The organism is Paenibacillus sp. 2RAB27 (assembly GCF_052115445.1).
Taxonomy (GTDB): domain Bacteria; phylum Bacillota; class Bacilli; order Paenibacillales; family NBRC-103111; genus Paenibacillus_E.
Genome location: NZ_JBFRGR010000018.1, coordinates 67,280 through 82,777, shown reverse-complemented (window position 1 = coordinate 82,777; position 15,498 = coordinate 67,280). Strand labels below are relative to the sequence as shown.

Below are 15,498 nucleotides of genomic sequence, written 5' to 3'. Positions count from 1 at the left end.
TTAACATGACAACTAAAAAAGTAGCTCTTATTGCATCATCAGGTGGTCTGGAGACAGCCTATAAAGTATTGAACATCGCAACAGCGGCGGCAGCATTGGATGCGGAGGTAGCCATTTTCTTTACTTTCGAAGGCTTGTCCATTATTCATAAGGAGTCGGAACACATGCTGCAGCTGAAGCCAGGTAATGAAGGAATGGTAGAAGGCTTTAAGAAAGCAAATGTGCCATCCGTGAAAGAGCTTATGGATATCGCCAAAGAATCTGGGGTACGTCTGATCGGTTGTCAGATGACAATCGACGTCATGGGTCTGGATAAAGAACATTTCATCGAAGGCATTGAACTTGGGGGCGCCGCGACATTCCTAGACTTTGCTTTTGATGCACAAGTGAGCTTGAACTTCTAAGAGAAATTAGCACTTACATTTTAAATAATAAGGAGAGATTATCATAATGGCAAACTTAGTTGTAGATGCAAAAGGACTTGCTTGTCCAATGCCGATTGTTAAAGCAAAAAAAGGGATGGATTCTCTGGAATCTGGACAGATTATGGAGCTTCAAACAACCGATAAAGGTTCTATGAAGGACTTTCAAGCGTGGGTAAACCAAACGAAGCATGAACTCCTTGAATCCAAAGAAGACAACGGTGTATTCACCTTTATTGTTAAGAAGGGGTAAGGAAAGTTGAAGAGGGCTATCACTTCATGCAGTGGTAGCCCTCTTAAAGTCCTTAATAGGAGAAAGCAGTATTTTTTTTGCCTTATTAAATACCCGTATGGGTATGCATGAATAAAAGGGGGATGATTTTAATGATAGAAAATAAGGAAAAATCGACGATTGTACTTTTTAGCGGCGAATTAGATAAGGCTATAGCAGCATTTATTATTGCCAACGGTGCAGCTGCTTATGACCACGAAGTTACGATGTTCTTTACCTTTTGGGGACTTAATGCACTGCGTAAGGATGAATCCGTTCTGATCAAAAAAGGATGGCTGGAATCCATGTTCGGCAAAATGATGCCGCGCGGTGCGAACAAGTTAGGGTTATCCAAAATGAATTTCGGAGGACTAGGTCCCAAGATGATTAAGCATGTGATGAAAAAGCATAATGCGCTGGCATTGCCGCAGCTCATTGAATTAGCACAAGAGCAAGGTGTTAAGCTAGTGGCTTGTACAATGACAATGGATCTGCTTGGATTGCAAAAGGAAGAACTTCTTGATGGTATTGAGTATGCAGGGGTAGCAGCTTATTTAGGTGACGCGGCAGATGCCAAAGTGAACTTATTTATTTAAGAGTAAAAGATAAGAACTTAGAAATGAGGTTTTAAATATGTCTACTAATGCCATCATTAATATCGTGATAGGGATTCTTCTCGTCTGGTTTGTGTATACCCGACTCGCTGGAATCAAGGGACTTAGGAGTTTAACGTCCGTGCAATTTCAAGATGAATTGAAGCTAAACCTTAACAGAGTATTAATTGATGTCCGTGAACCTAGTGAAGTAAAACAAGGATATATTGCGGGAGCGAAAAATATTCCCTTATCTCAAATGAAACAACGACTCGGGGAGATCCCCATAGATAAAAGTGTGTTTTTGTATTGTCGCAGCGGAATGAGAAGCAAACAAGGGGCTCGAATTCTACACAAGCATGGTTTCCGAGATCTAGCACACTTGCAAGGGGGCATCATGTCTTGGAGAGGGAAAATAACCAAATAATTTTGGTGTGGACCCTGCCGACTAGTCGCCCCCATGCTGCAGGAATTGAGCGAGGAACTACATGATCGTGCGGTGATTGTAAAAGTAAATGTGGATGATAATCCAATGACAGCAAGCGAGCAGCATATCATGAGTATTCCGACAATGAAGCTTTTTAAAGATGGCAAGATGGCAGCCATGATGATTGGATTGCAGCCCAAAAATGAACTTACAAAAATGATTCATGATCTCATGCAGGATGGAGATCACAGATAGGAGGAGTAAGCTATGGATTATGGGTGGATTATTCTATTGTTCGGTATTGGTTTTATTGGATCCCTAATCTCTGGTATGGTTGGAATTGGAGGTTCCATCATCAAGTATCCGATGCTCTTGTATATTCCGCCAGCCTTGGGTTTTGCAGCATTGACGGCCCATGAAGTATCGGCAATCAGCGCGGTTCAAGTCTTTTTTGCGACACTTTCAGGCATGTTAGCCTTTCGAAAAGGAGGGTATATCAATAAATCCCTTGTATTCATCATGGGGGGAACCATCGTTATTGGCAGCTTTATCGGGGGGTATGGTTCCAAGTTTCTATCCGACTCCTTCATTAATATCACCTATGCAGTTCTGGCTCTGATCGCAGCGATTATGATGTTTCTTCCCAAAAAAGGACAGGAAGACATGGACTTTGACAAGCTGAAGTTTAATAAACCAGTTGCTGCGATCTTCGCGGCTATTATCGGAGTTGTTTCAGGTATTGTTGGAGCGGCTGGCGCATTTATTACCGTACCTGTCATGCTGGTCATTCTGAAAATTCCGACACGTGTAGCTATTGCTTCTTCCCTAGCCATTACATTTATCTCTTCGATAGGCTCAACTGCTGGAAAAGTAGCGGGAGGACATATACTTCTTGTTCCGTCGGTTGTTATGGTTATTGCAAGTATCATCGCAGCTCCAATTGGAGCTAAAATCAGCAAGAAATTGAACGCCAAGCTGCTTCAATGGATTTTGGCTGCACTCATTGTGGCAACAACGGTTAAAATATGGATGGATATTTTAAGCAAATAGAGACCCCTGTTTTTTTTCTACTCTTTGGATACCCTAGTACTTATGGGTTAGAATACTAGGCTAAACAAGGAGGATGAAGGAGATGTTCCATTATACCATTGAAACGGATAAGTCCGTGGATGAAGTGATCGAGGCGTTGACAACCAATTTATATAAAGAGCATTTCGGTATACTGTGGAAATTTAACATCCAAGAAAAGCTCCAAGAGAAAGGCCTCGAGTTTGATGAGCCATATATTATTTTGGAGGTTTGCAATCCTTTCGAAGCAAAACGCGTATTAAGCGAACATGCAGTAGCGGGTTACTTTTTGCCTTGTAAAATTGCTGTATATGTGGAAAAGGGTACAACTAAAATCGGAATGCCTCGGCCAACGAACTTGATCGGGATGGTTGAAATGGATGCTTATGACCAGCTGTTGGAGATTGCTCAAGATGTGGAAAAACGTCTTATCAACTGTCTGGATAGGAGTATATAAGCTAGTAGTTTGACGCAGCAAAGCAGCGGTGGGGCTTAAAAAGAATAGCGTAGGGTAAAGCTGGCAGCGATCATCTCGTTGTCGGCTTTTTTTTGTCAAAATAGATAAAATCGGATAACGATGTATAAATCGTCTCCTATCTTTGACCACCGGATTCGTCCTATATTTATCCTTGTAATCCATCAAGTAAGGGAAGTGAGTAACGGGAAGCGTAGTTGTTAGGCGAAATGAAATCGAGGAGGATTTATTTATGAGGAAAACCGTTATATGGTTGTTACTTTGCACAATGTTGGTTGCACTGTTTCCATCGATGTCAGCACGCGTTCAGGCAGCTAGTTTTATTCATGTGCTCAATCCTGGGTTCGAGGAAACAACGATGAGTCAAACGAAACTGTTACCGACCAACTGGACGACATCCTTATGGAGCAGAACGACGCCGGTAGATACGAGCGTAACGACAGCCGTGTACAACAGCGGGGCAAAATCACTAGCGATCAGTGCAACGGATGTGGGGGCTGCTGGCTGGACGTCCAAAGCGATACCGGTGGATACGAGTCCCCAAACGATTAAAACTACGGTGAAAGTGAAGAAGTCGGGGGATTATGCCGGCAATAATCCTTGGGTTTTCATCAGTTATGGAAATAGCGGTAGTTTCCTGGGGATAAGCTCATCCAATATGACCACGGTAAGCAGCTCGGAGTGGACAGAGATCACGTTAACCGTCAACAGCAGTCAGTTTCCAGCGGGAACGAATATGCTCTGGTTGAACTTGGCGACATCGAAAGCAGGCAGCGGAAGCAGCGCCGGGACACTCTATTATGACGATGTTACGATGGAACTGCTGGATACGGAGACGCCAACAGCTCCGACGAATCTTGCCATTGCTAGCCAGACAGCAACCAATGTTAACCTTACATGGAATGCCTCAACGGATAACGTTGGCGTGCTAGGGTACGATGTTTACAATGGAACAACGTTGATTGGAACCACGACAGGATTAACTTATTCCGTAAGCGCTCTCAATGCGGGTGCCAGTTATACGTTTACTGTAAAAGCGAAGGATGCGGCGGGCAATCTATCTGCGGCCAGTAATGCTGTAAGTCTGACCACGCCAAATATATTGAGCATCACCAATCCTGGGTTTGAGATCACGACATCCAGTGGAAGCAAGCTTGTTCCGGTCAATTGGAATTCTGCCCTATGGTCGCGAACGACACCGGTTGATACGGGGGTCACGACAATTGAGGCCAATAGCGGAACCAATGCCCTATATATTAGCGCAGTGGATGCAGGAGCCGCAGGTTGGGTTTCTAAGACGATGCAAATCGATAATAACATGCAAATCAAAGCGACGGTGAAGGTCAAGAAGTCGGCTGATTATGTCGGCAATGACGCGTGGGTTTTCTTTAGTTATGCGAAAAATGGTTCCTTTCTCGGCACTGTAGTTGCGCCAAGTGTTGCGCTGAGCAGCAGTGAATGGAGAGAGATTTCCGTCACTGTTAATACGGCTAACCTGCCGGCCGGCACGAATAACTTGCAGTTGAATTTGGCGACACTCCGTGGAGGTAGTAGTAGCCAGCAAGGAACACTGTACTATGATGATGCTACGATCGAATTGATTCCGGATACGGTGGCGCCAAGCGCGCCATCGAATCTCCACGCCCTAGGACAGACGGCAGGCAGTGTTGATTTGGCTTGGAATGCCTCGACCGATAATATCGGGGTGACGGGATACAATGTTTATAAAGATGCCGTGTTGGTAGGGACTGTGACAGGTTTAACCTTTACAGCAAGCGGTCTGATCGCAACTCAAAGCTATACCTTTACCGTGAAAGCCGTCGATGCGGCGGGAAATGTATCCCCAGCAAGCCAGGCATATGTGACCAACGACACACAAGCGCCTTCAACACCAACAAACTTAGCCGCATCCGACATTAAGATGAAAAGTGTCACCCTCACCTGGGACCCGTCAACCGACAATGGGGGCGTAACTGGCTATGAGATTAACGATGGTACGAAGCTAGTAGCGACAGTCACCGGGGTGACCTATACGGTAACAGGTCTTGAAGCATACAGCGGATATGCATTTACAGTGAAAGCGAGAGATGGTTCGGGTAATCTATCCCCTGCGAGCAATCCTGTCGATGTGCTTACTTCGAGCTATTATGATGTAGCGAACCCTGGTTTCGAGGAAACGAAGTCAAGTGGAATGAAACTTGTTCCTGTTAGTTGGAATTCTTCTTTATGGAGCGGGGCAAGCGGAGTCGATATGGGCAGTACTTCAGCAACGGTCAATAGCGGCACGAATGCGGTATATATCAACTCGACAAGTACCGGAGCCGCAGGGTTTTCATCCAAAATGATCCCGATTGACAGCGGAATGCAAACCATTAAGATTTCGGTAAAAGCCAAGAAATCGGCTGATTACGCAGGGAATGGCTCTTGGGTGTTCATCAGCTACTTTAAGGATGGTACCTTCCTGGGCACGGCTGAGGCTAATACGCCAACTTTGAGCAGCACGGTGTGGACGGATATTTCATTTACGATTGATAATAGTCAGTTTCCAGCAGGAACGAATCAAGTTCAGTTGAATGTAGCGACAACGAAATTACAGAGCGTCCCGAATACAGGAACAATTTATTACGACGACGCCAGCATGCAGTCCGTTGAATATTTCCCGCTGAAGGCAGACGTCTTTGCAAACTGGTGGAAGATCGGACAGAATGTGGTGTTCAAGGCGGTCGTAGATCAGTTGCCTCTTTCCGTGCAAACGTTGACGGGGACGGTTTATGATACGGATAATCAGGTTGTTGGGCAAGTTACGGTAGATCGGTCAACGTTACTGACATCGGGTTGGAGTTGGACACCTAGTCACGAAGGTTACTACGAAATCGCTTTTGACTATACGAAACAAGGGATTGCGGGAACGCTTCCGCTCCAACAATCGTACCGGATCTTTTCTAATCCGAAGAAAACAGCAGCAGAATTTGTACGTAATCGAACGTCCGTGGCTGTCGTAGAAAGTCAGTCCATAAGCAAAGCGGATCGTAATCCGCTATTTGGTTTTAGTAATGGTTTCAGTGATTTAAGAGCGATAGAACTCGCAGATTTAATTGGTTTTGACTTTGCGAGAATTCATACGATCCCATGGGGAGGACAATTCGGCGATACGAACATGGCTATTGAAAAGAGTCGTGGTGTGTTTAATTGGGCAGGACTTGATGAACATGTCAACAAATTGCAAAGCTATGGCATGGACATCATCGGAAATATTGTATTTACACCGCTATGGGCGTCTTCGCACCCGGAAGATACAACTATTTATATCGGCGTTCCTGGTTATGCTGCTTATGCCCCAACCGACCTGAATGATTTTGCTAATTTCCTGCGGGCGCTTGTCGCGCGGTATGGCGATCGGATTACCAAATGGGAGATATGGAATGAACCTCATTTGAAAGGCGGAAGTATTTTTTGGAATGATACACCAGAGAAGTTCGTGGAATTGCTGCGTACCGGCTATGAGACGATTAAAAGTGTTCAGCCGAATTCTGAAATTTGGATTGGAGGCATGGGCGGTCATCGATATTTGCCTTTTTATAATGAGCTGCTGCGTCTTGGCGGAGCGAACTACTATGATAAGTTGGCGCTTCATGGGAAGTTACCCGATCCCAAAGAGTATCAAGCTTATGATCAAAGGTATAATGTACCATCAAAGCCGTGGGTGAGTTCGGAAAGTCATGCTGGTCTTGTGAATGCTTCAGAATCATCATCTATCCAATCAGAACCCGTGATTGCAAGAAAGATGCTGTACGATTATATGTACCAGATGAAGAATGGGGTCGAACAAATCGCCTATTTTGACATGGTTAATAATACGGAAATCGAAGCCATCCCATTCGCCCATGCCGAAGGTTGGTTTACGGAATCTTCTGGATTATTCCGCAAGAAACCGCAGCTTGAACCGAGATTAGGTTCTGTGGTCATGCATCGATTTATCGAGACACTGGGGAATGATATTGTCTACAAAGGTGAGTATGCGCTAAGCGGAAATCAGAAAGCTGTCTATTTCGAAAGTGACGGATCACCGATTCTCGTCGTATGGTCCGAGGATGCGAATGCGGATACAATCGCTCCAGCACTTGCCAATGCTTTTACAAGTAACACCGTAGTTCGGGATTGGACCGGCGGTACAGAGGCAGCAGCTCCTACGCTGCAAGTGAAACCGAACAAAATGTATTACATCAGCCATGTAAATGCCGCTTATCTAGCTGGACTGACTTCCACGCAGGATGTCCTCTTGTCCGACTATGAGAAAGCCGTACAAAATACGAACATTCCTGTCGCCGCAGGGAGTAAGAGCAACTTGTTTGACCGTATGACAGGAGCTTTGAGCACGGATATTCATTGGATAACCAATAATTGGAATTTAATAAACTTGACCTCCGAGCAGCCTGCAGGGTTTGCGGCTCGAGCTGCAGTGGGGGCGGCGACGGATGGATTCGATCTAGTCATCGAGGTATCGGACGCCAGCTTCGTGCAAAACGAGACCAAAGGTAACTATTATATCGGTGACAGTATTCAATTTGGCTTGGATACATCAGGCGTCGGCATGGTCGGGGCACAAGTGGAATTCCAAGCCGCACTGACTGCTAACGGTCCTGTACTCTACAAGGGGACTGCGCCGTATATTGGAGGAGATCTGCCATCCAACTGGACACCTGCCGGCCAATTCGTTCAAAACGGAAGTATGCTCGTCGACAGTTCCCAAAGCGGAAAGAAAATATATAAGATTCACGTTGCTTGGTCAGAACTATATCCTTACATGCTAGATACGACGAAACCTATCTTTGTATCGCTGCTTGTTAATAATAACAATGGCAACGGTCGTCTTGGATATTTGGAATGGGCCAGCGGGATTGGTGGAGCGAAAAACGTAAGTCAATACGGTAAAATCTTGTTGCAGGATCCGGCCCCAGTGGCTGATGAGGTAAGCGTTCAGTTGAAAGACAGCAGCGGAAATGCCATCAGTGGTGGCGTCGTATCCTACTATGACGGGGGATGGAAAGATTTCGGCGTCACGAATGCTTCTGGAACTGTAAGCAAGTCTTTGCCGGATAAAGCGTATACGTTTGCCATGACCTACGAAGGTACGTATACGGAGAAAGTGCAAAACACAGGAACGGACCCGACGGTCGTGTTCCAGACGGTTAACGTCAATGTGCAGTTGAAGGATAGTCAGGGCAATCCGCTTAATGGAGGTGCCGTGAGTTATTATGCAGGGAATTGGCGGACTTTCGGCAATGCAGTTGGCGGCGAGATTCATAAGGAATTGCTGCCTGGCTCTTATACCTTTTCCATGACTTATGAAGGAGGGATTAAGGAAAAGCTGCAAAATATCGGGACGGACCCGATGGTCGTCTTCCAGACGGTCAACGTGAACGTGCAGTTGAAGGATAGTCAGGGCAATACACTTGATGGAGGCGCCGTAAGTTATTATGCCGGGAATTGGCGGACTTTCGTCAATGCGGTTGGCGGCGAGATTCACAAGGAATTGCTGCCGGGCTCTTATACCTTTTCCATGAGTTATGAGGGAGGGATCAAGGAAAAGCTGCAAAATATCGGAACGGACCCGACGGTCGTCTTCCAGACGGTCAACGTGAACGTGCAGTTGAAGGATAGTCTAGGTAATCCGCTTGATGGCGGTGCCGTTAGTTATTACGCAGGAAGTTGGCGGGCTCTCGGGAGTACGGTTAGCGGCGAGATTCATAAGGAATTGCTGCCTGGCGTCTATACGTTCGGTTTGTCTTATGGTGGTGTGTATAAGGAGATTTTAGGGAACACCTCGTTGAACTTGGCGGTAAATTTTCAAATGTAATAAGGGGAAACTGGACCACGCTGAGGCGTAGGTTCAGTTTTTGTTTGGATGGGTAATTTTACATATAGACGATCGAGTAACCCTGCTAACTTCTATTCCCCAACCTTCTAGCATATACTTCTGAGAGATCGATAGTCCACGAGAAGAAGAGGTGCAGCCCTTTTGATAACATTGCCTTTAATCCGTAAAAGAACTCTGAGCACATGGCTCATACTTGGATGCTCTGTCCTGACCCTTGCTGGTTGTAGTGATGCGACTTCCGTTATATCAACCGCCACTCCGGAAACCGTCCCTGTGACGACTACGGTCAGCCCGACACCTGCGACGCAGCAGCCTGCAACGCCAACAGTCGAAGCGCAGCTCCCATTCAAATTCCCGTTAACTGGTTTGCCAGCCGATCACGAGGTGAAGACTCGTCCCTATATGGTTATGGTCGAAAATGCGCCGCAAGCCCGGCCCCAAACCGGCCTCGATCAGGCGGACATCGTCTATGAAATCCTTGCCGAGGGCGAGATTACTAGATTCGTCTCGGTGTTCCAGAGTCAAGCAGCTAGCGTGATTGGTCCGGTGCGCAGCATTCGGCCTTATTTTGTGGAGATCGGCGATGCGTTGGATGCGATTATTGTACATGCTGGTTGGAGCCAGGATGCGATGGATATGATGGCAGGCCGCAATCTGGCCCATCTCGATGAAGTGTATGGCGATGGCGCCTACTATTGGCGCTCCACCGACCGGAAGGCACCGCACAATCTCTATACCTCTGTGGATAAAATGAAAAAAGGTGCCGAGGCGCGCAAGTTCCGCACCGAGTGGAATGGGCCTTTGCTCACGTTCACCAAAGCAGGGCAGGGCAAACTCACGGGCGCAGCTGTTCATTATATTCAAATTCCCTATCTCATGGGGTATTTCGCTTCGTATGATTATGATGCTGCTGGCGGCGTGTACAAGCGCTCTATGGAAGGGAAGCCGCATCTCGACAAGGAAACAGGCAAGCAGCTGCAGACCAAGAATTTGCTTGTCCTAGAGAGCAAGCATCAGATCATTGACAAAGAGGGGCGCCGAATTGTCGACGTATTCGGGCCGAACAAGGGCATGATCTTCCAAGAGGGCATGTCCCAAGCGATCACGTGGGAACGCAAGAACGGCATGCTCCGCGCCTATGCCAGCGATGGCCAGGAAGTACCGCTGCTGCCGGGCAACACGTGGGTGCAGATCGTGCCGGAGGGGACGAAGTTGAAGGTGGAGTAGGAGTAGGTCATGTTTAATCATAATTAACATGTTTAACAATCCCTTTACATTCCCTTAATCACAGGCAAACATTGAGATCCTATGATTACAAGTCATAGGAGGGATAAGATGAAGGCATTGCAACGTAAAATTTCGATACCCGCTTATTTCATCATCATTGTGCTGGTGTTCGGCCTATTGGGCGTTTATTCGGTATGGGGGCAAGATGATATGGTGAAAGGCACGGAGGCAGGGAATGCTGCTGAAGCTGCTGAAATTGCTGATCCATTGGTTAATGGCGTTAAGAAAGTAGTCTGGTGGCACTCCATGAGCGGCGAGAACGGGCAAGTGGTGGACAGGCTCGTAACCAACTTCAATGCTGCACATAAGGATATTAAAGTGGAGGCTGTATTTCAGGGCTCCTACTTCGATAGTTTGACCAAGTTGAAAGCATCTATCGGTTCCAATTTAGGACCAACCATGGTTCAGGTGTACGATATCGGCACACGATTCATGATTGATTCTAAGGCGATCACACCGATTCAGAACTTCGTGGATCAGGACAAGTATGATGTGTCCCAAATGGATGAAGCTATTTTCAATTACTATAGGGTGGAAAATACATTGTATTCGATGCCCTTTAACGCATCTAACCCTATTCTGTATTACAACAAGGATCTGTTCAAAGCGGCAGGATTAAACCCCGAGAAACCACCGGTTCTCTATGCGGATATCACCCAAGCAGCGAAAAAGTTAACAACAGACAGTGTGGATGGTGCCTACTTCGGCACACACAGTTGGTATATGGAACAGCTTATTGCCAATCAGGGCGCTGAGATGGTCAACTCTGGCAACGGGCGCGATGGCTTAGCCACAGAATGGCAGTTGAATGGTGAAGCGGGCGTTAAGGCGCTTACTTGGTGGAAGGGGTTAGTTGACAGCAAGGCTGCCATTCACTCAGCGGGTAAGGGCGATGAATCCAAGAAGATGTTCGCCGAAGGGAAGGTCGCTATGATCTTCGATACGACGGCAGCGCTGCGCGATATCCTCGATTCTGTTGATGGTAAGTTCGAAGTTGGGACGGGCTTCTTCCCTAAGTCATCCGAAGTAAGCAGCGGCGGTGTCGTTGTAGGCGGGGCTAGCAACTGGATCATGAATAGCAAGCCGGATGCGGAGCAGCAAGCGGCATGGGCATTCATGAAGTATTTGTCTGAACCGKAGCAGCAGGCGTTCTTCCATGTCAACACAGGCTACTTCCCCATTACGGAGAAGGCTTATGAGCTGCCGATTGTACAAGACAATATGAAACAGTTTCCACAGTTCAAGACAGCCATTGATCAGCATAACGCTGCCAAGCAGAATCAAGCGACACAAGGCGGTGTTCTGGGAGTCTATCCAGAAGCGAGAAAGCTGACGGAGAATGCCATCGGGCAAGCGCTCAGCGGGCAGAAATCGCCGCAGGAAGCACTCGATGCAGCTGCCTTAGAAATTAACGCCAAAATTGATGCGTATAATAGGACGTTGAAGTAAAGTAATGGAAGCTGGGTAAATTCGGCTCCAGTGGGGGCCTCCCACCCTTGCTACAGTGCGCTACACAAAAGAACCTGAGGCAGAGCCTCGGGTTCTTTCTCACTATATTAGAAAGTATAAGTTTCCGGGCACCATAACCTGCTTTCATATTGGTGATAAAACCTAAGCTACCTCCGTCGTCGGACGGACGCTAGCGCACAAATATTGTGCGCAAGGGAAGTACCTCCGCCGTCGGACGTATGCTAGCGCACAAATATTGTGCGCAAGTGGGGTACCTCCGTCGTCCGTCGGACGCTAGCGCACAAATATTGTGCGCAAGGGAAGTACCTCCGTCGTCCGTCGGACGCTAGCGCACAAATATTGTGCGCAAGGGAAGTGCCTCCGTCGTCCGTCGGACGCTAGCGCACAAATATTGTGCGCAAGTGGGGTACCTCCGTCGTCCGTCGGACGCTAGCGCACAAATATTGTGCGCAAGGGAAGTACCTCCGCCGTCGGACGGACGCTAGCGCACAAATATTGTGCGCAAGGGGGTACCTCCGTCGTCCGTCGACGCTAGCGCACAAATATTGTGCGCAAGGGAAGTACTTCCGTCGTCCGACGGACGCTAGCGCACAAATATTGTGCGCAAGGGAAGTACCTCCGCCGTCCGTCGGAAGCTAGCGCACAAATATTGTGCGCAAGGGGCGCAAGGGAAGTACCTCCGTCGTCCGTCGGACGCTAGCGCACAAATATTGTGCGCAAGGGAAGTACCTCCGCCGTCGGACGGACGCTAGCGCACAAATATTGTGCGCAAGGGAAGTACCTCCGTCGTCGGACGGACGCTAGCGCACAAATATTGTGCGCAAGGGAAGTACCTCCGTCGTCCGTCGGACGCTAGCGCACAAATATTGTGCGCAAGGGAAGTACCTCCGTCGTCCGTCGGAAGCTAGCGCACAAATATTGTGCGCAAGGGAAGTACTTCCGTCGTCCGACGGACGCTAGCGCACAAATATTGTGCGCAAGGGAAGTACCTCCGTCGTCCATCGGACGCTAGCACACAAATATTGTGCGCTAGGGAAGTACCTCCGCCGTCGGACGGACGCTAGCACACAAATATTGTGCGCAAGTGGGGTACCTCCGTCGTCCGTCGGACGCTAGCGCACAAATATTGTGCGCAAGGGGGTACCTCCGTCGTCCGACGGACGCTAGCGCACAAATATTGTGCGCAAGGGAAGTACCTCCGTCGTCCGACGGACGCTAGCGCACAAATATTGTGCGCAAGTGGGGTACCTCCGTCGTCCATCGGATGCTAGCGCACAAATGTACGCAACACAAAAGAACCTGAGGCTCTGCCTCAGGTTCTTTCTCATGCTCTTTTATCCAGCAGATGTGTTCTACGGTACTCGCCGGGGGAAGAGCCTGTGCGGTTTTTGAACATGCGATTAAAGGAAGAGATGTTGCGGTAGCCGACTTGGATGCCAATGTCTTGAATGTTGGAGTCGGTATGGACCAGCAGCTCTTGCGCGTAACCCACGCGGCGATCATGCAAATGTTCCATGAAGTTGGCTCCAGTTTTCTCTTTGATATACGTAGAGAGGTAGGAACTGCTCAGCGTTAGTTGATCAGCGAGAACATCAAGTGAAAGATCCTCAGCATACTGATCCTTAATGACGTTAAGCACATAATCAATGATGGGATCATTCGTTTCTTTCTTCTCACGGATGAGCTGCGTGACGATATGGAAATAAGAGGCGAAGCTTTGTTTATACTCGTCCAACGTACAGCATTCCTCTAATTGAAGCAGGATGGACCGCAGCTGCAACGTATCGTCAGCTTGAACTTTGTAATGGTCGAGCACCATTTTGGCCTTATCGGTTACAGCAAGCACCATATGCTTAAACATATTCACAGACGCTTCCTTCAGGTCAAGCTCGTCCAGCCAAGGAAGGAAGAGGTCTAGCGTTTCCTGCTCTTTGCCTGATTTGAGCGCTGCGGTCAGTTCTTGCTCCTGTGTGAGAGTAAGGAAGTACGTAGACCGATCTGAACGATATTCAACGACAATTTGCGTTTCTTCCAGTAAGCGGGCATGCGCAGCTAATTCATTCACCTGTCGGTAGGCATGACCGAACTGCAGAGAATGCTCGAACGCCGAGCTGATGGCGGCCGTCACCAGACAGTAGCGAAGGTCATCGTCTAGAACCAGTTTCAACTCTTTGACCATAAGCAGGATACGCTCCCGCTCATTGCCAGGGAACACCGTTAGAAACTGATGGTGTTCCATTTGCAGCGTATGGGAATCAGGAAACCACTGATAGGTCATTCGTTTGATATGCTCGCCAATCGTTTGCGAAATGTGTTCTCTGCTCATCGGGACATCAATGAAAGCGGGTGAGCGGAACCGAAGCTCGTACAGCACGATGGTGTAGGTCCCCTCGGTGCCTTGAATATGCTGCCAATCATCGGGATCAGGATGGATATTTTTCAGCTTATTCATGAAATGATAGTTGATTAACTCCGATTGTTGATCCTGCAGCTCCTGCTGAATCTCGCCTTTTTCTTGGATCAGTTGTCGGACCGGTTTATGGAGTCGTTTGCTGAAAAATAAAGAGACGAGGAAGGCGATGGCAATAGAGACGCCTAACAGAATCATCATGAGATTGTCCAAACGAAGGATTCTAGATGAAAATTCAGGACTCGTCATCTTCATGACGTAACGCAAACCATCTTCATCTTGATAGTCAATCTCAACCGGCTCTCGAAGCTGGCGGGAATCCTTATTTGTCTCATAGATGACCGTTTGATTCGGTCCTAGTATCGTGATATTCAGATCGGGATTTTCCTTCAGAACTGCGTCACGCAAGCGGTTGCCGTCGATCATCGCARTCATCATATTGTCAGCCAGTGCAGGCTTAATGGAATAAGGAATTAACATTCTTCCTGTTGATTCTCCTGATGGTGAGGGGCTGCCGAATAAAGTCGCCGGATGAAGCACGTAATTGTCACTGCGATCAAATTGCGATTGCCAGTAAGAGAACGGATATTGTGTGCTTTGGTAGATGCTGCTGAACAAATCGACCGTCGTTCCAGGACCTAGTTTACTCAGAGTCAGATTCGTAGATCGGAACATCAGGATCAAATTGTCCACATACAGTTCCGAATCGCTCGCGATGCTTTGCATGTTCAGCACAATAGGACGGGTAGAAAGTGACTCCGGATCCTTCTTTAAAATCACTTGATTGTTAAGTGTAATGACACTCTTATCGGTAAATTGCTTATACAAAGCTTCTCGCACTTTATCCAATTGAAATTGATAGCGCTCCGCCACTTTCTGCAGAGTTAGACGATGCTGTGCCATCATCTCGCTGCGGAGGTGGTTTTTGACGAGCCAGAAAATCAAGAGATTAAAGGAACAGAAGATGAGAATCAAGATCATAAAGCTGGCTAGGATGTTTCGAAATAGGGATCTCTGATTGGAGAAAAGTTTCATAAGTCGCAGGCTCCTTCTGATTGCTCCGCTGCCATGCTTCCGGCGAGTTATATACCTCAATTGTAGATGAAATCTGAAGTGAAGGGTATGGGCTTTTTATTGGAAGTTGGGCGCTTTTATGCTATTTCCCGCTTTATAAAAGCTTAAAAGAAGAATCGTAAC

At 47.5% G+C, this 15,498-nt stretch carries 10 protein-coding genes and 1 pseudogene; 10 read left to right on the top strand and 1 reads right to left on the bottom strand.

Annotated features, from left to right (window positions below; all coding sequences use genetic code 11):
- The first annotated feature begins 5 nt into the window (after positions 1-5).
- The 10 genes and pseudogenes from AB4114_RS22390 to AB4114_RS22345 all read left to right on the top strand — a co-directional run bounded on the left by AB4114_RS22390 (position 6) and on the right by AB4114_RS22345 (position 11,870).
- Complete coding sequence (locus tag AB4114_RS22390) at positions 6-404, top strand: DsrE/DsrF/DrsH-like family protein (RefSeq protein WP_056612801.1); 399 nt, start codon at positions 6-8, stop codon at positions 402-404.
- 46 nt (positions 405-450) lie between these two features.
- Complete coding sequence (locus AB4114_RS22385; RefSeq protein ID WP_441990442.1) at positions 451-675, top strand: sulfurtransferase TusA family protein; 225 nt, start codon at positions 451-453, stop codon at positions 673-675.
- Between the two features lie 131 nt (positions 676-806).
- Positions 807-1,289, top strand: a complete 483-nt coding sequence (locus AB4114_RS22380) for a DsrE/DsrF/DrsH-like family protein (RefSeq protein WP_441990441.1) — start codon at positions 807-809, stop codon at positions 1,287-1,289.
- A 37-nt stretch (positions 1,290-1,326) separates the two neighbouring features.
- Complete coding sequence (locus tag AB4114_RS22375; protein ID WP_441990440.1) at positions 1,327-1,713, top strand: rhodanese-like domain-containing protein; 387 nt, start codon at positions 1,327-1,329, stop codon at positions 1,711-1,713.
- Positions 1,714-1,728: 15 nt separating this feature from the next.
- Positions 1,729-1,968 (top strand): annotated as a pseudogene (locus AB4114_RS22370) (thioredoxin family protein); the annotation flags it as partial.
- A 12-nt stretch (positions 1,969-1,980) separates the two neighbouring features.
- Positions 1,981-2,763, top strand: a complete 783-nt coding sequence (locus AB4114_RS22365) for a sulfite exporter TauE/SafE family protein (protein WP_441990439.1) — start codon at positions 1,981-1,983, stop codon at positions 2,761-2,763.
- An 82-nt stretch (positions 2,764-2,845) separates the two neighbouring features.
- Positions 2,846-3,238 carry a DUF302 domain-containing protein gene (locus AB4114_RS22360; protein WP_436233911.1) on the top strand — a complete coding sequence of 131 codons (393 nt, stop codon included), beginning with the start codon at positions 2,846-2,848 and terminating at the stop codon, positions 3,236-3,238.
- Between the two features lie 250 nt (positions 3,239-3,488).
- Positions 3,489-9,113 (top strand): fibronectin type III domain-containing protein, encoded by a 5,625-nt coding sequence (locus AB4114_RS22355; protein ID WP_441990438.1) that lies wholly within the window; start codon positions 3,489-3,491, stop codon positions 9,111-9,113.
- A gap of 294 nt (positions 9,114-9,407) precedes the next feature.
- Entirely contained in the window at positions 9,408-10,361 is a 954-nt protein-coding gene (locus AB4114_RS22350; protein WP_441990437.1) for a DUF3048 domain-containing protein, read from the top strand.
- Between the two features lie 108 nt (positions 10,362-10,469).
- Positions 10,470-11,870, top strand: a complete 1,401-nt coding sequence (locus AB4114_RS22345) for an ABC transporter substrate-binding protein (RefSeq protein ID WP_441990436.1) — start codon at positions 10,470-10,472, stop codon at positions 11,868-11,870.
- A gap of 1,345 nt (positions 11,871-13,215) precedes the next feature.
- Here the strand turns inward: AB4114_RS22345 and AB4114_RS22340 are convergent.
- Entirely contained in the window at positions 13,216-15,336 is a 2,121-nt protein-coding gene (locus AB4114_RS22340; protein WP_441990435.1) for a helix-turn-helix domain-containing protein, read from the bottom strand.
- Positions 15,337-15,498 lie beyond the last annotated feature (162 nt).